This is a genomic window from Scytonema sp. PCC 10023 (assembly GCF_963920835.1).
Taxonomy (GTDB): domain Bacteria; phylum Cyanobacteriota; class Cyanobacteriia; order Cyanobacteriales; family Nostocaceae; genus Kalymmatonema.
In genome coordinates this window covers 69,386-92,381 of record NZ_CAWUDP010000030.1, presented here as the reverse complement: position 1 = coordinate 92,381, position 22,996 = coordinate 69,386, and the positions used below count along the sequence as shown (strand labels likewise).

General features: G+C 43.5%; 19 protein-coding genes and 1 pseudogene. 6 read left to right on the top strand and 14 right to left on the bottom strand.

Annotated elements, in window-relative coordinates; all coding sequences use genetic code 11:
- Positions 1-52: 52 nt before the first annotated feature.
- Complete coding sequence (locus ACM0OZ_RS19430; RefSeq protein ID WP_414584462.1) at positions 53-400, bottom strand: hypothetical protein; 348 nt, start codon at positions 398-400, stop codon at positions 53-55.
- Between the two features lie 285 nt (positions 401-685).
- Here ACM0OZ_RS19430 and ACM0OZ_RS19425 point away from each other — a divergent pair, with 285 nt between their 5' ends.
- The gene (locus ACM0OZ_RS19425; protein WP_414584461.1) at positions 686-859 is read left to right on the top strand and encodes a hypothetical protein; all 174 of its coding nucleotides are present in this window, start codon (positions 686-688) and stop codon (positions 857-859) included.
- On the opposite strand, the pseudogene ACM0OZ_RS19420 reads toward ACM0OZ_RS19425, so the two are convergent.
- Positions 856-2,381, bottom strand: a pseudogene (locus ACM0OZ_RS19420) (catalase). The gene ACM0OZ_RS19425 and the pseudogene ACM0OZ_RS19420 overlap by 4 nt on opposite strands.
- A 105-nt stretch (positions 2,382-2,486) precedes the next feature.
- On the bottom strand, positions 2,487-2,642 hold the full coding sequence (locus ACM0OZ_RS19415) for a hypothetical protein (RefSeq protein WP_414584460.1): 156 nt from the start codon (positions 2,640-2,642) through the stop codon (positions 2,487-2,489).
- A 215-nt stretch (positions 2,643-2,857) separates the two neighbouring features.
- Between ACM0OZ_RS19415 and ACM0OZ_RS19410 the strand changes: the two genes are divergently transcribed.
- Complete coding sequence (locus ACM0OZ_RS19410; RefSeq protein ID WP_414584459.1) at positions 2,858-5,830, top strand: filamentous hemagglutinin N-terminal domain-containing protein; 2,973 nt, start codon at positions 2,858-2,860, stop codon at positions 5,828-5,830.
- Between the two features lie 278 nt (positions 5,831-6,108).
- On the opposite strand, the gene ACM0OZ_RS19405 is transcribed toward ACM0OZ_RS19410, so the two are convergent.
- Complete coding sequence (locus ACM0OZ_RS19405; protein WP_414584458.1) at positions 6,109-7,248, bottom strand: trypsin-like serine protease; 1,140 nt, start codon at positions 7,246-7,248, stop codon at positions 6,109-6,111.
- A 291-nt stretch (positions 7,249-7,539) separates the two neighbouring features.
- Here ACM0OZ_RS19405 and ACM0OZ_RS19400 point away from each other — a divergent pair, with 291 nt between their 5' ends.
- Complete coding sequence (locus ACM0OZ_RS19400) at positions 7,540-7,788, top strand: hypothetical protein (protein WP_414584457.1); 249 nt, start codon at positions 7,540-7,542, stop codon at positions 7,786-7,788.
- A gap of 147 nt (positions 7,789-7,935) precedes the next feature.
- On the opposite strand, the gene ACM0OZ_RS19395 is transcribed toward ACM0OZ_RS19400, so the two are convergent.
- Together ACM0OZ_RS19395 and ACM0OZ_RS19390 are read right to left on the bottom strand one after the other, a co-directional pair.
- A complete protein-coding gene (locus ACM0OZ_RS19395) occupies positions 7,936-9,780 on the bottom strand; it encodes an alkaline phosphatase family protein (protein ID WP_414584456.1) in 1,845 nt (614 codons plus the stop codon).
- 189 nt (positions 9,781-9,969) lie between these two features.
- Positions 9,970-10,158, bottom strand: a complete 189-nt coding sequence (locus ACM0OZ_RS19390; protein ID WP_414584455.1) for a dihydrofolate reductase family protein — start codon at positions 10,156-10,158, stop codon at positions 9,970-9,972.
- On the opposite strand from ACM0OZ_RS19390, the gene ACM0OZ_RS19385 reads away from it, so the two are divergent.
- On the top strand, positions 10,072-10,305 hold the full coding sequence (locus ACM0OZ_RS19385) for a hypothetical protein (RefSeq protein WP_414584473.1): 234 nt from the start codon (positions 10,072-10,074) through the stop codon (positions 10,303-10,305). The two genes, ACM0OZ_RS19390 and ACM0OZ_RS19385, sit on opposite strands and share 87 nt — an antisense overlap.
- Here the strand turns inward: ACM0OZ_RS19385 and ACM0OZ_RS19380 are convergent.
- Both ACM0OZ_RS19380 and ACM0OZ_RS19375 read right to left on the bottom strand, forming a co-directional pair.
- Positions 10,248-10,439: a hypothetical protein gene (locus ACM0OZ_RS19380; RefSeq protein WP_414584453.1), complete on the bottom strand. Its 192-nt coding sequence runs from the start codon at positions 10,437-10,439 to the stop codon at positions 10,248-10,250. The two genes, ACM0OZ_RS19385 and ACM0OZ_RS19380, sit on opposite strands and share 58 nt — an antisense overlap.
- A 37-nt stretch (positions 10,440-10,476) precedes the next feature.
- A complete protein-coding gene (locus ACM0OZ_RS19375; RefSeq protein ID WP_414584452.1) occupies positions 10,477-11,049 on the bottom strand; it encodes a dihydrofolate reductase family protein in 573 nt (190 codons plus the stop codon).
- Positions 11,050-11,454: 405 nt separating this feature from the next.
- Here ACM0OZ_RS19375 and ACM0OZ_RS19370 point away from each other — a divergent pair, with 405 nt between their 5' ends.
- Positions 11,455-11,943 (top strand): DUF1772 domain-containing protein, encoded by a 489-nt coding sequence (locus ACM0OZ_RS19370; RefSeq protein ID WP_414584451.1) that lies wholly within the window; start codon positions 11,455-11,457, stop codon positions 11,941-11,943.
- A gap of 59 nt (positions 11,944-12,002) precedes the next feature.
- Entirely contained in the window at positions 12,003-12,626 is a 624-nt protein-coding gene (locus tag ACM0OZ_RS19365) for a class I SAM-dependent methyltransferase (RefSeq protein WP_414584450.1), read from the top strand.
- A gap of 147 nt (positions 12,627-12,773) precedes the next feature.
- On the opposite strand, the gene ACM0OZ_RS19360 is transcribed toward ACM0OZ_RS19365, so the two are convergent.
- From ACM0OZ_RS19360 to ACM0OZ_RS19335, 6 genes are all read right to left on the bottom strand, one after another.
- The gene (locus tag ACM0OZ_RS19360; RefSeq protein ID WP_414584449.1) at positions 12,774-13,658 is read right to left on the bottom strand and encodes a sugar phosphate nucleotidyltransferase; all 885 of its coding nucleotides are present in this window, start codon (positions 13,656-13,658) and stop codon (positions 12,774-12,776) included.
- Positions 13,645-14,691 (bottom strand): GHMP kinase, encoded by a 1,047-nt coding sequence (locus ACM0OZ_RS19355; RefSeq protein WP_414584447.1) that lies wholly within the window; start codon positions 14,689-14,691, stop codon positions 13,645-13,647. The genes ACM0OZ_RS19360 and ACM0OZ_RS19355 overlap by 14 nt, the downstream gene beginning before the upstream one ends.
- Before the next feature lie 566 nt (positions 14,692-15,257).
- The gene (locus ACM0OZ_RS19350; protein WP_414584446.1) at positions 15,258-15,539 is read right to left on the bottom strand and encodes a glutaredoxin family protein; all 282 of its coding nucleotides are present in this window, start codon (positions 15,537-15,539) and stop codon (positions 15,258-15,260) included.
- A gap of 155 nt (positions 15,540-15,694) precedes the next feature.
- Positions 15,695-16,798: a hypothetical protein gene (locus ACM0OZ_RS19345; protein WP_414584445.1), complete on the bottom strand. Its 1,104-nt coding sequence runs from the start codon at positions 16,796-16,798 to the stop codon at positions 15,695-15,697.
- Between the two features lie 20 nt (positions 16,799-16,818).
- Complete coding sequence (locus ACM0OZ_RS19340; RefSeq protein WP_414584444.1) at positions 16,819-18,639, bottom strand: trypsin-like peptidase domain-containing protein; 1,821 nt, start codon at positions 18,637-18,639, stop codon at positions 16,819-16,821.
- Between the two features lie 58 nt (positions 18,640-18,697).
- Positions 18,698-22,684, bottom strand: a complete 3,987-nt coding sequence (locus ACM0OZ_RS19335; protein WP_414584443.1) for a DUF4011 domain-containing protein — start codon at positions 22,682-22,684, stop codon at positions 18,698-18,700.
- Between the last annotated feature and the right edge of the window lie 312 nt (positions 22,685-22,996).

The following is a 22,996-nucleotide window of genomic DNA, read 5'->3' as shown; positions in this document are numbered from 1 at the left end:
CGAAAAATATGTTCTGTTGGCTGACTGTTGGAACTTTGATCAGATTGCCACATTATGCCACATTAGAGTCAATTAACTTGAAGCCCCAAGGTTTTAGAGCCGCGATCGCTATTTCTCTATCTACACCTTCATAAACCTCCCATTCGGAGTGCGGATCTTTAGGATGTCCCTCGCTCACATGACCTGCAACTTTGATCACCGGAACGCCCACTAAGCGATCGCGCTCTATGCCTTTTGGGAGTGCTAGTTGAAGTTTGTGACCTACGAACTTCGATGCACTTGAATTAGCTACTGATTCACGGACTAAACAGATATCACCAGCAGTCCCCCAAGTCGTTGGGTAGATGTGGAGGAACGATATATAAAGTTCTGGTTTGATGGATCTTTTTAAAACTTGCATTATCTGTAATCCTTACACGTTTGCTCAAAAATAATACGAGTATTTTCTCTCACTGGCTGCAACTGTTTTAATAAGAGCAACGCCGATGAAAATACCGTTTATCTAAGTGACTGCTGCTATGTACACCTGTTCTTACAATTTTATTATGCGATCGCTCTTACGGTTATGTGTAGGGGTGACGGTTACCATTTCACCAACAAGTATTACAATCTTTCTTTAGTAATTGTGGTAATTAGAAATTATCAATTAGTTAATATGCAACATTTTAAATAAGTCTGAAAAGAAATGCGATTGCGCCGAGCGCAGTGCCCAAAGGGCAATCGCCGTAAGTCCTGCGGACAGGCACTCTCGGCGCGAAGCGTGTCCGACAGGACAAGGCGGGGCTTTGCCCATCGCCTGTTTCCAATGTTTTACCGTAGTTCACGGAAAAATGTCGTTTGGGCGATCGCGATTATTTAGGCTGTTACAGGCTGAGGATTGTTCTGTTGGTTGTGTTGCAGCATACCAGGGTCAATCTCAATATTTAATGCCTGAGCAACGCGCCGACCGTAATCTGCATCAGCCCGGAAGAAGTGACATAGTTGCCGCATTTGGATATCTTGCCGTGCTCCACTCAACGCTCCTGCGATTGCCCCTTGGGCACTGCGCTGCGCGCAATCGCTTGCGCTGTACGATTCTTCTCATCTTCAGAGAAGATCCGCCAGAGATTGCCTGCCTGGGTATAGTCATCCTGATCGCGAGAGTCATAGCGATCGGCAACTACATCACCAAGAGCTAGCCCAGGTTCGCGGTATTGCGGCGCTTCTTTGGGAGCGTTGCTGTCGCTGTTGGGATAATAATTGGGGCTACTGCCGCCGTAACCTGTGGACATAGCACCATCCCGTTGGTAGTGCATCACCGGGCAGCGAGGCTGGTTGACGGGCAACTGCTGGTAGTTTGTGCCGATGCGGTAACGCTGAGCATCAGGATAAGACATCAGTCGCGCCTGTAACACTTTGTCAGGGCTAGGACCAATTCCGGGTACAAATACTGAGGGACTAAACGCAGCTTGTTCTACTTCGGCAAAATAGTTTTCGGGATTGCGGTTTAGCTCCAGAATGCCAATCTCCATCAGCGGATAGTCGCTGTGGGGCCACACCTTAGTGAGGTCGAACGGGTTCCACTGGAAGGTCTTCGCTTGTTCCTCGGTCATCACCTGAACTTTGACTGTCCAACTCGGATACTCGCCCCGTTGAATCGCGTCAAATAGATCCCGCTGGTGGGATTCGCGGTCAATACCGATGAGATTGGCAGACTCTTCTCCGGTGAGATTCTTGATGCCCTGACGGGTCTTGAAATGGAACTTGCACCAGAACCGCTCACCTGCTGCATTCACAAAGGACAAGGTGTGGCTGCCATAGCCGTTCATGTGGCGGTAACTGGCGGGTAGACCGCGATCGCTAAACAGAATTGTAACTTGGTGCAGCGACTCAGGGTTCAGTGACCAAAAATCCCACTGCATATTAGCATCCCGCAGATTAGTTTGGGGATGACGCTTTTGTGTATGAATAAAATTAGCAAACTTATACGGATCGCGGATGAAGAAGACAGGTGTGTTGTTGCCCACCAGATCCCAGTTCCCTTCTTCAGTGTAGAATTTGACGGCAAAACCGCGTACATCGCGCTCAGCATCGGCGGCACCTTTTTCTCCAGCAACAGTGGAGAAACGCAAAAAGACTTCTGTTTGCTTGCCTACTTCTGAGAGAAACTTCGCTTTGGTATATTCAGGAATAGCACGAGTGACGGTGAACGTTCCATATGCACCAGAACCTTTGGCATGAACGACTCGTTCTGGAATCCGCTCTCGATTGAAGTGCTGCATCTGTTCCAAAAGCTGCACATCTTGCATCAACACAGGACCACGCGGACCAGCCGTGATTGAGTTCTGATTATCAAAAATCGGACAACCTGTTGCCGTCGTTAACTTCTTGTCTTCACTCATGCCGACAATGATTCCTTTGATTGAGGTTACGACTCATCCCAACGATGAGATATTTTAAGCGTAGTCGTAATGAGTATGACTTTGCAACTAAGTTTTAGATTTTTTTTAAATTTGAACGGTTCTGAGATGGGTGACGATTTGAACCAGTTGTAAAGTGGCGATGGTGCGGAACACTCGCCGGGGCGCGCCTGGTGGAAGTAATGCTCTGGAGGAGTTACCCTGCATGGCGATCGCCTCAAAGAGGTGGGCGCTCTGCGCCACCGCCCAAGGAGCAGTGGCAAAGCCAATCGCAACCCGCCAGAAAATAAAAAGCTGAGGTACGGCACCGCAGATACCTCAGTGCAACAGTTGGTACAAGTCGGTTGCAAAGTTTTGTTAGTAACTTGTCAAACTACCTAATACTAGATTTAGTTTATTTATTAGTAGTGGTGTACCACTTTTATTCAGCTTTCGTTGCAACGCTAGGAGAGGGTGTAATGTTTAGGTTGACTACTCGTTGGGCTTGGTTCTTAGGAATTGCAACAGGCAGCGCCTTTTCTTTCTGGTGCAATTGCGCTTCTGCTCAAGTCATCCCAGATAGCACTCTACCAAACAATTCTATCGTCAACATCAATGGGAACACCTTCAACATCATAGGCGGAACCCAAGCTGGCGGTAATCTGTTCCATAGTTTCAAGGATTTTTCTATCCGCAATGGCGAAACTGCTTTCTTTAACAATACGGTTGACATTGCGAACATCATTAGTCGTGTCACAGGTGGATCAGTTTCCAATATTGATGGGTTGATCCGCACCTTAGGGACGGCTAACCTATTTCTGATAAACCCGAATGGGATTGTCTTTGGACAAAATGCCAGTTTAAATGTTGGCGGTTCGTTTCTTGCATCCACTGCTAATGCAATTCAATTTGGGAATCAAGGGATTTTCAGTGCAACGAATCCGAATACTCCTCCACTGTTGACGGTCAATCCTTCCGCTTTATTATTCAATCAAATTGCCGCCTCTATTGAAAACAGGTCAAGATCTGACGCAGGATCAGATCCAGCAGGTAATTCTGGATATTTTGGCTTAAAAGTTCCAAATGGTCGAAGTCTACTATTAGTAGGCGGTGACGTAAAGGCTGATGGCGGTGGAATAGTCGCTTTTGGTGGTCGAATCGAATTAGGAGCAGTTGCAGGAGTTGGAACCGTAGGATTAAACCTGGATGAAAACAATCTTAGTTTAAGTTTTCCAGATGCTTTACCTAGAGCTAATGTATCCCTAACAAATGACGCTGGCTTTATTGTGGCTGGTGGCGGAAGTGGCGATATTACCATTACTGCTAAGAACATAAATTTGGATAATAGCTTTCTAGGTGCTGGAATCTTGAGAAATTTGGGTTCAGTTGACACTCAAGCAGGAGATATTACACTCAATGCAACAGAATCAGTTTCTCTAACCAATGCTGGTCAAATCAGTAACAGCACTAGTGGACGGGGGAATGCAGGTAAGATAAAGATTATGGCTGGTGGTACTGTTACTTTTGACGGACGGGACAGCACCGATAGCTTTCCTAGTGCGGCTTTGAGTAGAGTAGGATCTGGAGCTACAGGCAACAGTGGTGGTATTGAAATCACTACAGGCTCTCTTGTGATCGCTAATCGTGCTCAACTAGATAGCAGTACTTATGGAACAGGAAATTCCGGAAATATCGTTATACAGGCGAAAGACCAAGTTTCTTTATTCAACTCGATTATTCTTAGCGAGGTCAGTGAGCGAGGCGGTGTGGGCACCGGAGGTGATATCAACATTACAACAGGTTCTCTTGTGCTTAAGGATGGCTCAGCACTACTTGCTGATACGGAGAACCGGGGGAATGCAGGCAATATAAAAATTGTTGCTCGTGATTCTATCACTTTGGAAGGAGAAGGTCCTAGTGCTGCTAGGCAGAGTAGTCTGATAGTTCCCAATCAAATTACTACAACTGTCGAACCAAATGTAACGGGAGAGGGAGGGAATATCAGTATTTCTACAGGCTCTCTTTCCGTTAAAGATAGAGGATTTATCAGTGCCACTACCTTTGGTAGGGGGAATGCAGGCAATATCGATGTACAGGCATCAGGTTTGGTTTCGCTGGTCAATAGCAACATCCGTAGCCAGGTAAATCCCCAAGCCGTAGGGAAGGGGGGCAACATTCGGGTCAGCGCTAGCGCAGTTACCCTAACTGAAGGAGCGCAGCTGAGTGTTAGCACTTTTGGTCAAGGAGACGCAGGTAGTATAACAATAACTGTTCGGGATACCGTTTCCTTTGATGGTGTCAATAGCAACAATGCTTCCAGCGGTGCCTTTAGCAGAGTGGGCGCAGGATCTGTGGGCAATGGAGGCAGCATTAACATTCAAGCTCAGTCGCTTTCCTTAACCAATGGCGGAAAAGTGGATGCAATTGTAAGTCCAGCTTCCAATACCCTTGCTGGAGGTCAAGGTAGAGGTGGCGATGTGAACATTAATGTTCGTGATGCAGTTACAATCTCTGGCAAAAGTGCAAACGGTATAGAGAGTGGAGTGTTTACTCGCTTAGGTTCTGGGGCAGTAGGCCGTGGCGGCAGTATTAATATCTCCGGTAAATCATTATTTTTAGAGAATGATGCTCAATTGGCTGCCAGTTCCTTTGGTCAGGGAGATGCAGGTGATATAGCCATTACAACTGGGGATTCAATCCGCGTTGACCAAGGATTTATCACCGCTGAAACTGCTTCCGGTAAGGGTGGTGATATCAGACTCCAACCGGGAAATCTATTACTTTTACGCCGTGGTAGCCGCATCTCAGCCACTGCGGGTACTGATAGGGCTGGTGGAGGCGATGGCGGCAACATCAGTATCAATGCTCCCAATGGCTTGATTGTTGCAGTCCCTGGTGAAAACAGTGACATCACCGCTAATGCTTTCACTGGCAAAGGTGGTCAAATCGAGATCAACACATCTGGTCTGTTCGGAATCCAGCCTAGCTTTCAGTTAACGCCAGAAAATAACATCACTGCCTTTTCTGAAAGTGGAATCAGTGGCGAGATAACAATTAATAGAGCCGATGTTGAGCAGAGGTTGGAATCTGTTGAACTGCCCACAGTACTAGCCGATACATCAAACATCATAGACACTAGCTGTGCCGCCTTTGCTGATGGAGAGGGTAATAGCTTTACTGTTACCGGACGCGGTGGTTTGCCTCCCAGCCCTTACGACTTCCTCAGTACTGATGTCGTGTGGTCAGATAATCGTATACCAAATATCGCAACACAACAGCGACGTTCAGAAGGAAGCGCAGCTAAACCAGTGTCTAAAGCTAAAGCTGAAGCTGTACAGATTGTACCTGCTACGGGGTGGGTGTTCGACGGCAAGGGGAATGTTACCCTCATCTCCCATGCTTCCAATTCCAATAACTTGGGATCTACTCCTGCTAGCTGCCAAAACCGATGATTGGGACTTGTTTCCCCCTTCCAACAAAAAAAGTTTTTCCGCTTCCCTCCCCTAAAAGGGGAGGGTTAGGGAGAGGTGGGAAGGGGGCTAGGGGGTTAGGTCCTGTATTTGAGTCAACAGCAGAACCGCTATAATTCAGAAACAATCAAATTACAATTGTCCCTGAAATGCCGATGCACAAGGCTTTGGAATAAATGTGCCTGCGGTTCGGCTTTCTGTTGTTGGATAGGAAGTTTGGCAATATGTTGGACTTGAGAGAACTTTCTTATTTATGCTCCTTAACTATTGCGTCTCGCCAATGGTTTTTGACCCTTTCTAAGAAAGCAAACAGCAGTGCCAAACGCTAACATCCCCAGTATAGAGGTAGGTTCTGGAATCGTTTTTAGAGTTTGGTCTGTACCTTGCCGCACTTTCAGAGTTTGCAATTTCGCACTTGGCGAGTTTGTCGTTGACCGTGATTGAATAGGTATAGCAGAGGGGATCTTACCAGCAATTGCATCATCAATAAATGAGGCATAATTAGACACCCGTGTTGTTGCTGTAAGTTCACCAAAACTGCTGTTGGTTGTCTTATCCAAATCTGTGTGGACTCCGTTTGGGAAAAGAAATGAATCGCTAAAGCTGTAGGAAGCAATACCAGCAACCAAATCATTAATAAATGCAGGTCCACCAGAATCACCGCCAGCTATATTGCCTTCATTGGTTCCCAAGCCTAAATCGTTGATACCAAAGTGAGTGCCAAAAGCATCATTCGCAGATAAGCCACTATCGAAATCAAACAATAATTGACTTCCAGAGATGATGCCTGTAAATCCAGGAATTTGCTGCTGAAACAGCGAACTAGTAATATCAGCCAAGGCATCAAACTTATTTATTGCAGAGTAACCTAGATGGGAAAGATTACTCTGAGTATTTTCTCCTAGGTTTCCGCTACCAATGTAGCCGTATCCTACTTGCGTGAAAATTTTACCGACTTCATCTTGAGCACGATAAATGTCATATTGTTGAGCTTGGCTGGGTGCTGGCGTACTTAGTCGCAAAACAGCAATGTCGTTACCTTTGTAAAAAATACTATCGTACCCAGGATGCACAAAATAGTCAACAACGGGCATTGAGACTGAACCTGTAGGCAATTTGAAAGTTACGTTTGTTTTATTCAAAATACTGGTATTAAATTTACCATTTTTGTCTGTGATGCAGTGGGCTGCTGTGAGAATATGTAAACCCCCTTTTAACAAGGAACCAGTGCAGAGATCAAGTGAAGTATTTATTGGTACAACACCACTAAACTTTCCAGGGGCAACCTGGTAATTTTGTGGATCACCAGCAGTAACTATTGCCCCTGCTAATTCTGCTGTTCCCAAGGTAGAAAGCACCGCCCCAACTACGGCTATTGATTGATGTTTCAAAGTTGCCATGCACATCTGCCTCATCGTTTGGTTTGGTTGTTTTACGTTTCAAGTGTCGCAAATCGCGAAACTAAAAACCTATAAGGGTAACTTCCACCCAAAACCGGAAAATTCTCCAAAATTTACCATGATTTATTTTACTCAAATATTGGTATTATATTGAGTGCAATAAGTGAATCTACCTAAATACTCTCATTTTAATAATTTTTTTTTATTAAATTAACAAAAAAGAATATTTGTTTTTATCGTTATTTTGGCATACAAAGAAAGAAGAGGAATTTTATAGACAAGAGGTGGATTATGCAAGAGCAGATAGATAAACATACCTTTCTCTATCAGAAGCGAAGTTACCACGGTCAGTTCACGCCAGAGGCTCTGGTATTCAACGCTAACTTACAAGAATTTGCAACACGAGTTGGCTACATTTGCAACTTACAGACTCTGGGAAAGCTCTCCCAAGAAGACGCTTACCAGCAAATAAACGCGCTCTGGGAACAGTTACAACACAGCTATGCTGCACTTGGGATTGATTCCAACACAGAAAATTAGGGTTCTCTGGGGATTCAAATTGCTCCCGAACAGAAAACCCTAGAATATGAGTGGAAAATCGTCTATACGTAGGTCGAAGTGTTTATGTTGGCATATCGCTAAATAAAATATGAATTAATGCACCCTAATTAAATAATGTAGTTCTAATCACAGTCCCAGGGTACGACCTGGAAACCCAGCAACATCAAAGTAGCGAGTTTTTCCGACTGTTTGATATTTGAGGATTGTCTGCAAACCATTAGCAGCAGATGGGGATTTCAGGGTAAAAGACTTATACTGAACGTTGTCAGATCCACTGAGGAGCGCTTCACTTAACACTCGACCAACAAGCTTACCCTGAGGAGACAACTTTAGATTCAGTACCTTCGCCAAGGTTGGTGCTACATCTGCGTTACTCACCGGAGCCACATCTTCATAATCCTGTTTAAAGTCAGGTCCAATTGCTGCCATTGTGTTGTAAGTATCAGCACGACTAAAGCTTCCATGCATTCCTTGTCCCTGCTGCAAGGTTGTATCTGCTATTTCCACACCACACGCTGTGGGATTGCCGCAACCTGTGTCAAAGGAGCGAAAGTTTACTAAGATAGATGGCTTGGGAGTCTTTGCTGTTCCTCGAAGAGCGATCGCCTCTAAAGGTAAAGTCCCAGGAATTTTTCCCAAAGAATCATCCACAAACAAGCCGCTGATATAGTCTTGCTTTAGCAGCATATCTACAATCTTTTTCGCAGTGGCTTTTTTGTTTGCAGCATTAGGCAGATACAGCAAATCAGAACCACCATTACCGGCAACTATGACATCTGGTTTTCTCGGGTCTTTACCAATGATACTGTTTCTAGAAGTCTGCCCTTTACTAGAATTAAGTGGAGCATTGTTTTGATCTGGGTCAAACATAGATAGCTTTAACTCATGCGCTATGTCTATTCCCAAAAAACCAGTTGGTAAAAAACCTTTTGGCACATCCGGGTAAGAAAGTGTTGCCGCATAACTGGTTTTGCTCTCCTTACTAATAGTCGAAAATCCGTGGTCGGCAGTCAAGAATATATTTGTCGTCTCTTCCAAACCCAAATCCCTTAATGCAGTGCGAATTTGAGCCAGATTCTTGTCAACATTCTGGCGGGCTGCTTGCACAGTGGGACCATTGATACCAGGAACGAGTTGGTTGAGGCTGTCGCCGTGGTTATGCTGTGTACCGTCCGGGTCACGAGACCAATAGACGAGCACAAAGGGTTTTTGCCGCTGCTTGAAAAGTGGCAGGATTGCCTTAGTCGTCACATCAGCAAAATATTGCTGCTGAACTGTATTTGCAACTTTGGTACCTGGAGTCTTGCTGTCCCCATGATTACCGTTTTCTCCCCGCGATGGCGTTGCTGTTGGCAATGAGTTTTTGGCAAGCAGTTGTGTAACCTCAGAACTCAGAGAAATTTCCGTCGGCGTGCCGGTGGCGTCATCAAAAATGATTGTTGGTTCGCCCTTTTGCAACGTCACGTCTTGAATCAAAACTGGTCCGATTTTTCCGACAGCCGCTGTGCTGAAACCTGCTTTTCTTGCTGCTTGTAGCAGAGTTTGTTCGTTGAGGAAGTTGGCACCAAATTGTTTGTTAACTTCCTTGAGAACAGCATTGTTTTCTAGGAACGGAACTACGCTGTTTTTGGCACTTTTGACCGGAGCGCTGACTTGGATCGTATTGCTAAAATCACCTGTATCGCCCAAGTAGTGACCGGTGGCGATCGCCGAAGCGTTAGCGGTGGTGAAGGTCGGAAATAAAGAGTGACTGTTGGAAAACTTGACTCCTCGTTCCCGTATCTCGTTCATGGTTGGAGTATCGGTAGCATTTATCGAAGTCGGACGCAGCCCATCAGCAACGAAAATGACCACACTGTGTTGTATCGCTTGCTGAGCGCGTTTTCCAGGCATTGCCGTACACGCTGCGATAACTGCAATCACAAAAAGCGTCAGGAATAACCAGCGGCGACCATGTGTAAAAAACCGCATAAACTTCCGGATGTGAGGACACCAAGATTGTATTACTAGTTAGTCAAATTTCATCCTATGGATATACACCAAATGGCTGTTTTTTAAAGGTCATAACTTGACTTTTGTACCGTATTTTCTAGTGAAAGTGAATTTATGTTTGTCAGGTGGGAGCAGGTTAAGAAGTTCGCCAGAACCCTTCCGGTTGTGCTATTCCTTTACTTCCTTTGGTGCGGGATGGTAGGTAAGAACAATGACACCTGAACTAAACGTCTTGGTTTGGGCAAGTTTCAGAACCTTCTTATCGCTCCCATGTTGAAACAGACGCTTCCCGCTCCCCAGAACAATGGGGTAAACCATGAGCCGATACTCATCAATCAGGTCATGTTGCATCAGCATCTGGATAAGATCACCACTGCCAAAGACCAAAATGTCCTGACCAGGCTGCTGCTTCAGCTAGGCTACTTCTTGGGCAATATTCCCTTTGATCAAGCTTGCATTCCACTCAACCTCTTGCAAGGTTTACCGCTCACTGTAATTTTATAGACCAGTGCAGAGGAAAGCCCCCCTGTTAACAGTTCAATGCTTTCAACTGTTCTGGTATTGAACGTATATTGAAGTGCTTTCTCAACCGCTGCTAGTTTTATTTCTGGTATCGATGCTTTTAATATTTGTTTCATGCTACGTCACAAGGGTACTTAAATTCATGTCCTGATTTCAATGCTTCACGCGATAGTGCAGCAACATGAAACCGTTGTTGTAGATTTTGCTATCGGTGAGTTCCAGTGAAGTCTGCTTAACGACACCAGAAAAGAGTGGAATGCCTGAACCGAGCAGAATTGGATGCACTTTCAGAATCATCTCGTCGATCTCTGAAAAAAGCATTGTCGCTAAATCGCCACCACCGCAAAGCCAGATGTCCTTGCCCGTTTGCGTCTTCAATTCTCTGACTAGTGCCAGTGCGTTCTCTCTTACAAGCTCAACATTTTGATCTGGACTTTCTGTCAGGGTACGAGAGAAAAGGTACTGTTTCATCTGCGGGTAAGGGTTCGTAAAACCCTCCTTGAGTCCCACCTCGTAAGTCCTGCGTCCCATCAAAACGACATCAAAGCACTGATTGTCGGCACTGATGCCTAGTTTGTCCCGAAAGTGAGCCGGAATCGTTTCAGGAAAGGTTGTATGCAAATCGGCGACTTGCTCGCCTTCCATCAGAAAAAAGTCAAACGAACCGTCAGAACGGGCGATAAATCTATCGACGGTACAAGCTACGTAATATTTAAGTTCACGCATACTCAATGTCCTCTAAACAAAGTGAAGTTTGTTATACAATTCTGGGGAGTAACACTCGCCTTTTCTCTTGACTGTTTAAGCGCTGAAGGACAGCAATGAGCATCAACGACAAGAACCCCGCCCAAAACCTGCATTGACACCTAACTACTACATCATCAACAGTTGCGATTTCGCCTGTACCAAGGCAAGGTACTGCATCTGGCAGCAAAGCCGAACACTTGTTGCTTGATAATCGGGTTCTCTTATTATATTACCTTATACTACAAATGTAGTGTAAAAAAGCAAGAAAAGGGAATACTCGAAGAGCTTAAGGAGCGGCTGAATCGCCAGTTATCAGCTGTTTGAAGATAGCTTGGCGGTAGCGCAGGCGACACAGGATTGAGACGGTAATCTATAGGAGGCTTTATGGCAACCAGTAATCACTTGCTTTTCGCATTGAAGCTGTTCTCGGCACTAGGCTGTGGGCTGGTGGCTGGCGTCTTCTTTGCCTTTTCGACTTTCGTGATGAATGCCCTTACACGACTCCCGCCCAAGGAGGGTATTGCCGCCATGCAATCCATTAATATCACGGCGATCAATCCGTTGTTCATGGTGGCGCTCTTCGGAACGGCTGCGGCTTGCATCTTTCTAGCGGTTTCCTCGGTGTTAAAGTGGCATCAACATGGTGCTACCTACTTGCTTGTCGGCAGCCTGCTCTATCTCATTGGCACCGTTGGGGTGACACTCGTGTTCAATGTGCCGTTAAACAATGCGCTGGCGATCGCCAAACCGGACAGCACAGAGGGCGCAAACCTATGGGCTAGATACCTAATCAATTGGACGTTCTGGAACCACGTTCGGACAATAGCGGCACTTGCGGCAGCAGCAGCAGTTACCATCACACTCTGTGACTGAGCGGTGAAATAGCAATAATGAATACGTGTGATACCCTTTGATCAGTAAAATTAAGCTATATGAATGTTCAAGCAGCATACGATAATTGGTCAGCCACATACGATGCTGACGAAAATCTGACGCGCGATCTGGATCAAACCGTCACCAGAGAAACCTTGATGGGTTTGAGGTGTAAATCAGTAGTTGAAATTGGCTGTGGCACAGGTAAAAATACGCTTCTGCTTTCACAAATTGCTCTTGAAGTTTATGCGATCGATTTCTCAGCATACATGATCGAAAAGGCGAAAGAGAAAGTGAGTTCAGCTAATGTCGTGTTTATTACACAAGATATCACCAAGCAATGGACTTGTCGCAATGAGTCTGCTGATTTGATCAGCTGCAATCTCGTTCTAGAACACATAGAAGACCTCTCATTTATATTTTCACAAGCGGTTCGTGTGTTAGTCAAAGGAGGATACTTCTTCATCTGTGAACTCCATCCATTCAGGCAATATCAAGGAACACAAGCTAATTTTCAAAGAAATCAAGAGGTCATTGAAATCCCAGCATTTGTGCATCACATATCAGATTTTTTGTATGCAGCGAAAAATCATGGTTTCATGCTTGAGAACTTCAGAGAGTGGTGGCATGAACAAGATCAAAATAAACCACCCAGACTTGCATCATTCTTGTTCAGAAAGTGAAGACGATCTTGGCTGCTGTGAAGACACTCAGCGTTGTTAAACCACAGATAAACACAGATGCACACAGATAAATTATCTGCGTGGCGTGTATCTGCGGTTCCAAATACTCTTAAACCGGATTTTTGCAAGAAATCTAACGCCAAACATCTAAATTCTAAAATCAATCATTGTCTGGCGGTAGGTATCTGGCAATCCTGTATCAAAACACTTTCCTTTCACAAGATATCCTGTCATTCCCTCTTCTTCACGCAATCCATCCAGACAAGATGTTAACTGAAATTCCCCTCGTTCCCGAAAATTTTGATTGATGTGTTCTTCCAAAAAATCAAATATTTTCGGTGTCAGTACATACAGCCCAAACATACAGAGAAACTCATCATCTCTCATTCCCTCTACACGCAAATGTTGACGAGCATACTCAATGGAAGGTTTTTCGTAAACTTGCGTGAGTGAAAGAAGCGAATTGAATGAGTGCCAAATTCCTGTGACACAGCCAGCTAGATGGAGAATTTCTGCTGGCATTACTGTCAACCCAAGAACGCTTTGATGGACTTGTTCGTAAACATCTATAACTTGACTAGCACAGGATTTTTCAGTATCTGAGGCGTAGACATGATCACCTAGCATGAGCAAAAATGGCTCATCTTTCACCCATTCCTTGGCACAGAAAACAGCATGACCGTAGCCTTCTTGTTCTTCCTGCGTCAAAATAGTGATTTTGCTGCCTAATTCTTGAAGATATTTGCTGTATTCTTGATTTTGGGGTGAAAGTTTGTTGAAAAGTTCTTTTTTAGGTGGACTTTTAAAAAACTCTGCAAAAATTTCTTTATCTCCTGGTTGCACCACAATTCCAACTTCTTCGATTCCGGCACTGATCGCTTCTTCAACAATTGCCAGAATCACAGGTTTTGCCCTGCCATCTTTATCAATAATTGGGAAAAGTTCTTTTTTAACAACTTTAGTAGCTGGAAACAATCGAGTCCCAAAGCCAGCCGCTGGAATCACAGCTTTTCTTACTTTATTTTGTTGCATAAATTGTCAGTTTTAAACATTGCATTTGCGGAAAATTATGCTCAATAATATCTATAACTTTTTGTTGGCTTTCTGCGTCTTTAACAATAAACTGTGCAGTACCATCTCCTTGTGAACCCACGCCCTTGCCACCTAAAATATAAGGTTGGATGAGTTCATACTCAAGAAGTTGGTGCAGTACGGGAGCAGTTAACTCTTCTGGACAGGCGGGTATCAAATGTTTGTCAAATTCTGCCTGTGCTTGTTTCATGAGAATACCAATTTGTTCAGCGTCGCCTTTTTGTAAAGCATCAACCGCTGCTTGGGTTATTTGATAGCTGATGGAACCGAGATATTTCTGCACATTCGCTTGCACTTCGTTGGTAGCGAACGGATAACACTCATTGAGTTGAGTGAGAATTTTTTGAGTATTTTTGCTAGCACCGAGATCCACAATCACAAAAAATAAATCCTTCGGTACCTTTAACTCTATGATATGAGTGCAATCGCCATCAAATATTATAGCAATAGGACGATTACCGTAGGCACACGCCTGATCCATGCGCCCACATCGGGAAGGCGTAGTAATCTCGCCGAGATATGCAAATTCCATTTCCTCCTGGAGAGTCATCTTTAAGTCATACACCTGATTGAATGACCGGGCTACCAGTACACAAATCGCAGCACTGGACGATAGCCCTTTCTGAATTGGTAAATCTGTCAGGTAATTGTCAATCTCCAGCCCAGCGACAGGAAAGCTAGCGAGAAATTGGTAAGCAACGCCAGCCGCATAACTGAAAAAACCGCCCTTTTTGGCTTCCGATAGTAAAGCCTCCTTTTCCATTGGTATCAGGGTTTTGCAAGTTCCATCAGTGAGAGACGTGTGAAGAACAAGCTGAGTTGAATGAGCCTTCACCCTAGCATAAAGCCCCTGATTGGTACCTACAAGCAGCGTGTAACCTACTTCAACCTCACGATTGTGACGACGATATTCTCCCGCCCAATCGCTGTGTTCACCAAACAGACAAAGACGCCCAGGAACGAAAATTTGCATTTAGTCTACCCTGAAATCCTCCTGCTCTCCAGTCATAAATTACTATGACTTGGTCAAGTTGAAATAAATAGGTTAACACAGACACATAAATATGGAAAAAAAGTTATAAATTAAAAATTGAAAATTGAAAATAAGCAAATAAAATTCTTTCAGTAGGGTTTCATAATTCTCTTGACTTTCATGTCAAAAAAAGTATCAGAAGTCAATTCCGTAATCATTGCTAAATTAGCAACTCATCTACTAGGGTCAGTTGGCAAACTGTCACTCACCAGATTCCGCGTTTCATTCTAGAAGAGATATTCTTTATTAGTGCAAGGAGTGATACCATTTCACGATATGTTTGCCACAGCTTATATTCGCAATTCGTCTCACCGACAGAATGTTGCGGGTTTCAAATGTTGCATCAAAGCGGTGATTTGGTATAGCTTTATACAGAAGAAGCGCTGGGGTGAAGAAAGTCTCAAGCGCTTTTTTATGTACAAATAAAACAGACTCACTCTCTGGGCAAGAATAAATTGAAACCATACAGAGCAAGTGGAGACATTGTATAATTGCTTATACTTTAGTCAGAAATACTTCTGAAGCATCTTCTCCAACTGCTGTACCGTTGCTCTAGGAGAGGGACGGGGCAAGGGTAGTTCCTTTTCTTCCTCCTGTGTACCCTCTGTACCTCTGCGGTCTACTAGAAAAAGCACTGGTACCTCGTATTGATAAGCTTGAAACCAATCTTCACGAGTCGTAATATCCCGGATCTCTAGCTCAAACTTGAGATTTTGTATCTGTTCCAGCTTTTCCTGCAAGCCCTCACACAAATGGCAACCCGGCTTGCTATATAAGATGATTCGCATTTAGTTTAACCAAAATAGATCCGCGTGACCGCTCCACGCCAGTTGTTACAACGCGGGGCTTTGGGGTTCCCCACAAACGAGCCAGCCGCGTGGTAAGCGTAAGCTCTTGTATCTAACATATTTTGGCAACACCTTGATACACCCAGTGAACAATTTTAGGTTTGCTTTATATTATTAAATAATTCATCTAAAGCTGCTAATTCAGCCTGAGTTGCTGCATCAACTTCTGACAATGGTCGTTGCATGATTGAGTAGAGCGATCGCTTTTGCACTTTTGCAGCTTGCAAACCCAACTCCCGCAAGTGGTCTTTAATCCTTAATACCATCTTGGGACGGTCAGCTTTCGTCACATCAGAGCTACGGTAAATTGCCGTTTGAATAGCAGGCAAAAGAAATTGTTTTACTTTCTCATATTCCCCAGATAAAACAGCATCTTGGGCTTGAGTAACTAGCTCTTTTATACTTTTTAATGATTCCCAATCTTGCTGGAGGCGCTTTTCTATCCGAAACAACATATAGCTGTAACCTTTAAGAGGTTTGCTATCACGGACAAACACTTTAGTGTTTCCAGGAGAGCCATGTCTTAAGTTATCATTTACAACGCAAAGGTTTTCGCTATTAATTTCGTTCTCCTCCGCCAATATTACAGTAAAATATCCTGGTTTAAGAAAAGTACTACCACCTCCAAGAGCATCAGAGAAAGTTTGTTGATAGCCAAGCTCTAATCTACGCTCTCCTATGTCAAGTAAATCTTCAATTCCGCGATACACAGGTTCTGCTAAATTCAAAACACTTGATAGTTCCGGTACAGGTAACAATTTGGCAAATCTTCCCATTGTCTGGATAAATTTGCCGATGGAGTCACTAGCAGCGATACTGAACAAACCAGCTTGAAACTCCACCAGACCTTGATTAAATGGAAACAGGGGGGTCAGAGCATATCTATCTTGAATAACTTTATCCAAATTGTTTGTTCCTAAGTCCTTCAATTGACCAGGCGCTGCTAGATAGGGAATAGTCACTAACTCACCGCCGTGATTGAAACGGACAGCAGCATGAACTACTGGATAACGATGTTTGAACCACTCCACATCTTTGGCTATGTTCATATCTTCTAACCAGATACGACAATAGCCTTCACCTGGAAGAATGGGTGTGTCATCGTAGTCTACATCTACTCGATGTTTTGGCAAGAAAAGGGTTTTGTATTTCTTAGCTTCACGGCTGAAAGTTTCAGATACACTTTGGAAAATATTCATAAAATTATTACTCTATCAAATTAGTCCAAATATGATAAAATTTGATTCCAGATAGCACGGATAGGGATACCTCCTGTTGTCCCTGGTTCAGAGTTACGACCAATACCGACCTTTCCTTGATGAATAGCAATCAGTTCCCATTGGCTATTAAAAATCGGTGCGCCTGAGGAGCCATCATCAGTATTAACATTGTGGTCAATGTAATCTTCTCCAACTTGCATAATCTGCCCTAAGTCCGAAATTACCACATGTGTGCCTTGGGGATGATGGATGATGCGAATTTCTTGCCCTTCATCTAATATGGCATTATTATTTATAGAAGTAGCCTTCTGTTGTTCAGGTTGTCCCTTGATTTTGAGCAAAGCATAATCAGAGCGACTATGGTGACTGATAAAATCTAGTTCAAATATATCTTTGGCTGAGTCATGAGTTCCTGCTTTGTAGCCAAAGCGTACCCAAGCTTTTTGCACTTGACTTTTGCTAAAAATGTGATTACAAGTTAGTAAGAAATTGTTTTTAATTAGCACTCCTGTGCCTATGGCATTTCCTATAGGCGATTCGATTCTGCCCACAGCACTACGAGCAGCTAAAGCTTTGAAGTTCTCCTGACCTTTTTCTACTAATCGCGTGAATAATTCTACACTTTGGTCATTCAGTCCATAAACTGGAGCTAAGTCGCGTAGATACTCAAGTAATTTCACCATTGGGTGGTAATTCAAGCGCTGATTAGAGATAGGGTAACTTCTAAATGCTGCTACTAATCCTTGAGCAAAAATATTAGATTGTGTATCAAATCTCAAATTACTGAGGAAAGCAGAATCAATATCGGCACTTTCCAAAACATTGTAGCGATCGCTAGCAACGCTTACCTTAAGAGCAAATTGGTTTAAAGCAATCATTAACTGTGGAACATCTTTTTGTTCCAAGAATATTTCTGGGTTCATTACATTTTCATCTGTCCAAACTGAAATTAAGTTTACAGGAGAAGATTGAACAGCAATAGATTCCTCTTGTAAATTTGTATCAGCTAGGTTAGAGTTGTTGATAGCTTGAGGCGGTGATATCGGAGTAGAAGTGGAAGTATGAGCCGATGTTTGCTTCTTGAAGCGGCGCTTTAAATCTTCAACAAACTCTGCCGATGAGGTAGCTTTGCGTCGGTGATTATTCAAAGCTTTATTAATTGGCTCAACAACACTTGTATATAGTGCAAGGATGTGTTTCCGCCGTGAATCCCTTGTGAACAGTTGGTCTTGGCAGAAACTGTACCATTGCCAAAGAGACCTAAACTCGTTGGGATTTGAAACGTGTATATCTAATTCCCGAAGAATTCCTAACTGTAATGTAACCTCTCTGTAAAGCTTGCTGTAGTCTTCCTCTTCATACTGAATTTGAGAAGTTGGATCTCTTTGAGTTGCAACCTCAATCATGATTTTCTTGATATGTTCTATCTTTGCTATTAGTTCTTCTAATCGTGATACTTCTAACTCATGACCTAACGCTTCGGGTGAGGTTACTTTAACAAGGTGCTGGCACAAAGCAATATCAATTTGATTTAAAATGCTTGTGTATAGGTCATGAATAAATGCTCCCCGTGAAGCATATCCGTTTAAGTTAGGTTTCCAGTGGCGATGCCAAACCCAAAGTGACTGAAAGTTGTTTGGATTTTCGATCTTGTGTCCCTCGTCTTGAAGGTCTGCTATCTGTGATGCCACCTTAGGGTAAAGTTTCGTGTAGTCTTCCTCCTTATCCTGAATTCGACTTTCTCCAGTCGCAACATCTATCATGATTGATTGCAGCTTTTGAATATTTGTTAAAGTCTCTTCAAGTAGTTCTGGTTCCATAAGCAAAGTTCCCATATTCTGCTAGCGTCATCTTGAAAGGCTACACTAGCACTGCTGTCTATTCCTGATTACGGAGATGTTCTATCAGTGAAACGAGTCGGTTTATCTGACCGTTTCTATCGCGGAACCACTCACGAGACCAAATCCTGTGAATGCGCCAGCCAAGGTCTTGCAAAACTTTTTGCCGGAGGCGATCGCGATCGCGTGCCGTGGGATACTCTTTATAAGTAGCTCCATCACAGACAATCCCCAATAGAAACTCTTCTGTTTCTGGCCGGCGGTTATCTATCACTGCTAGGTCTATAGGATAAGCTGAACGACCTACCCGTTTCTTTACTGTGTATCCCCGCTCTGTAACAGCTTGATAGACATCTTCTTCAAAAAGTAAATCTGAGGACACATCATCATCAAGCTTGTCAGGCAATTTTTCACCACAACTTTCAGCGTAAGCAAAATAATCCTTGAGCAGCGCCACCTCTTCAAGTTTTCCTTCTGGTTTAAAATCCTCTGCTTTAATCGAAGCTACTAACACGAACTTATACAGTGCACGAGTTATTGCCACATTAAGGCGTCGCCTTCCTCCCTGTTTAGTCAGAGGACCAAAGAAGTGATACAGCTTGTCTCGGTCGTTTTCATAAAACCCATATCCAAAGCTGAGAAAAATTACATCTCGCTGATCGCCTTGAACCAGTTCAAGTGGTTTAATGAAAAACTTCTCTGAGTTCTCCTGACAAAATTCTTCTATTTCTGGATACTTAACAATAAGTTGATTGAGTTGTTCGCGGATAGCTTCTGATTGTTGTTTATTTAAGGCAATGATTCCTAGTGATTGGTCAGAGTTTTGCTGACAATGCTGTAGTGTCAACTCTGCCACTTTCTTTGCTTCAGGAATGTTGTGACGTTGCTGCTTACCAGCAGCATATATTCCGCCTTCAACATAATGGAAATGCACACCTCGACTAGCGTCTCTTACTGGGTTGGGGAAAGTCAGGAGTTCTGAATTGTAGAATTTCTGGTTTGAGAAGGCAATGAGGCTCTCGTCTTTGCTGCGATAGTGCCACCTCAGGGTAAAGTCTGGCAAGAAAGTCGAACACTCATTGAGCAAACTGTCATATACTTCTTGGTCTTCATCTTCCTCATCATCAGAAGCAGTGCTTTTAAAGAAAGAGGTTGGCGGTAGTTGCCGATCATCACCAACGACAATCACCTGCTTTGCCCGCATAATAGAGGGTACTGCGTCCTCAGTACGGACTTGGGACGCTTCATCAAAGATTATGACATCGAACTCCACTGCGTCTGGATCTACATATTGGCTGACTGCTAAAGGACTCATTAACCAACAAGGCTTGAGGGTAGTAACGAGTTCAGGAGCATTTTTGATGAACTCGCGGATTTTTTGATGTCCCTTTTTCTTTTCGCGCTCTCTCTTCAGCCTTTGTATTTGCTGCTTCGCCTGTGGTTGTGTAGACCACTCTCGCCACCGTTCAGTATGAAGTTGCTGGAGACGTTTGATTGCCTCTTGGTACTGTTGAGGATCAAGCTGGGAAAACTCTTCTATTTTCTGCTCATGGGAATTTTCGCGGAAGTGCTGTAGTTGAGAATTGTCTGATAATATATGTCTCAACCAGTTTTGGTAAATGCCCTTCTGTAATACTGAGAACCAAAATTTCGGTTGGATCTTAGACTCCCGCAGTTTTGACAAGAATTCTTTGGCTCCAATATCTTCGAGTTTCCGCACTTGTTGTCGGCAGTATAATGATTGCTGGAACAAATCCAGGCCAGCTTTGGCGCTATCAAGGAAATTTTTCACTTCATGTAAGAATGTTTTTTCCAACACACTTGGTGCTGTTATCCTATGCTGCCCAAAGTGTCGCCGTAGGAATTGAAACCCCTGTTTAACCAGGTTTTGGGAAGTTTCTAAATCTTCCTGTAGCGTCCTTAGTTCCTGTAAACGTTCATCTGAGGAGATGACGGCTGCTATTCCTTTGAAAGGAAGTCGAAGTTGATACTGTTGTAGCCCTTCTAACCAATTAAGCGCTCGTTCAATGCCATCTAAGTTCGGCATTTCTGTATCAAATAATGAGCCGAAAGCACGGCGGGCAGAATGCGTTGGCTCTTCCAGTTTCTTCAAAATATTTTTGCGCTCAATGGCATTTTCGATATCTGCAATTAATTCTTGATAGGAAACACCATTTCTTACTTGCCGAACGGCGAGGAGGCGTCGGCGATCGCGCCAATACCCAACAAATCGCAACCAGCGAAAAATTCCTCTGTACCTGCGGTAGCGTTCCTTAAGTTTCCTAAGTTCTGGTAGATTCCAGTTAAGAAACTCATTGAGGTATTTAGAACTCAAAGCAGAACTAATAGTTTGGATATTGCTGATATCGGTCTTAAGTTCAGTAAATAGCTGCCGCAAAGCATTGACATTTGTTCCCAAAGGCCACCCTCTTGGAACAGGAGGAACTGTGAGAACATGAGCTATTGCTGGTTGAAGCCTGTCTAAATCTGCTAAGGTGTTAGGGAGTTGTTGTATGCCAAATAACTGCCGCAAACGAGTTGCAGTCTTTTGGGCGAGTTGAACTCCCTGAGCCAGGTTTTCAAGATTCTGACGCAACTCTGTGTTAACATCAGATGACCAAGACTGCACCGGACTACTCGACCATATAGTTGTTTGGGTTCCCCGAAAAAATGGCTCAAATTTCCCAAGTTCGTCCAGTAAATTATTAGCTTCCAATAAGCGATATTCTGACCAATCTTGAATATTAGAAAGATGAAATTCGAGGGAGGGTACTTTTTCGCGTTCGAGTTTGAGCAGTTCGCCGTAGAGGTCGTAAGCTGATTTATTTAATGGTGGTTGATTCTCGTGTAGACTTGCTACATATTGATTAAGGGTTTGCCTACGGTCACACAGTTTTTGAAAGAATACGTCCCTGTTTTGCTGCTGTGACTCCTGACTTTGAGACAGCCGAGACATAGTTTTGTTGAGTTCTTCAAGCAAGTCTTTAGTATTAGTCGTGCCTTGATGATGGAGGTTGAGGCAGACATCCTCAAGACTACATTTCTGAAACTTTCCAGAGACAACTTCTAGGGCGGTTTGCTTCTCAGCAACCAGAAGCACTTTTTTATGTTTGCCGATTAACTCAGCCATGATGTTAGCAATGGTCTGGCTTTTGCCTGTTCCTGGCGGTCCTTGGACTACACAGCTAAGCCCCGCCTTTGCTGCTTCGATGACCACTTGTTGACTAGAGTCAGCATCACATATTTGATATAAGGATGATGGAGGGATTTGATCTAGTTCTTTTTCTTTGATAAGATTAGGAGAATTAAAATTATCGGGGATTTTTTTGAGAGCAAGCCCTTGTAGAATTGGGTGAGCAGTAATCCTCTCTTCATTTTGTTGCAGGTCTTGGATCATTGCTGCCTTTGTCTCTTGGAACAAGGTGATATGGGCAGTATCTTCAAGTTTCCAATTTGGCTTTTGGGCGATCGCACGAAGAACTGCATCTAGAAATTTCTCATAGCCTAATTCCTGAAGGCGATCGCTTTCAGGCAAGGTGATATCGAATTCAGCACGTAACTTGTTTACTAAAAGAAAGTTTAAGGAAATCTCCTCGTCAACAGGGTGCAGTGTGTACTCTGGTGGCTTTTTACCTTTCTTTTGTAATTGAACTGGAATCAGTAAAAGAGGATAGACAAACTTTTCCTTAGGCTTATCTGCATCGAACCATGTTAAAGTACCCAGTACTAAGAAAAGACTATTGAAACCCTTCTCCTCCAGGGTTGATTTAGCGTTTTGACGAAGCTTTTCGAGAAGCGTGGTGAGTTCAGCATCAGTTTGCTTGGTTCTCAACTCCCTGACTGGGACTGGGCGAGACTCATCTCCTGCAAGGTCTTTAAATAGGATTGAGGGTGGTGTATCAATGTCAACTCTGAGCTTTTCGCTTTTTTGGAAGTTGAGTAGCGGATTGCTGTTGCTGTCATCAGCAAGTTTATTTTTCCAATATTTGATTTTACCCTGGATTGCCTGAGTGATGGAGTTACTCATCCGCTTCCGATTTCAAATAGTTTATCAAGACAGGCTATTGTTTTGATACCTTGTATTATAAGTGTAATCGATTATGACAAAGCAAATTTTTTACAAAATGCACATACTTCTGCAACAACTATAAAATTATATAATTGTTTTTTCATCCTCTAGACGCTTGTCAGTATAGACGTTTTAGGAAATGAAACAACCCTGCTTCCCAGAAGATGTTCTGAATGATTTTCTTAGCCTGACTAGAAAATAGATTTCCATCGTTGGTAGTGAGCGATCATCCATAAGGGATAAGGACTGTTGGCAAAATACCTGTAAAAG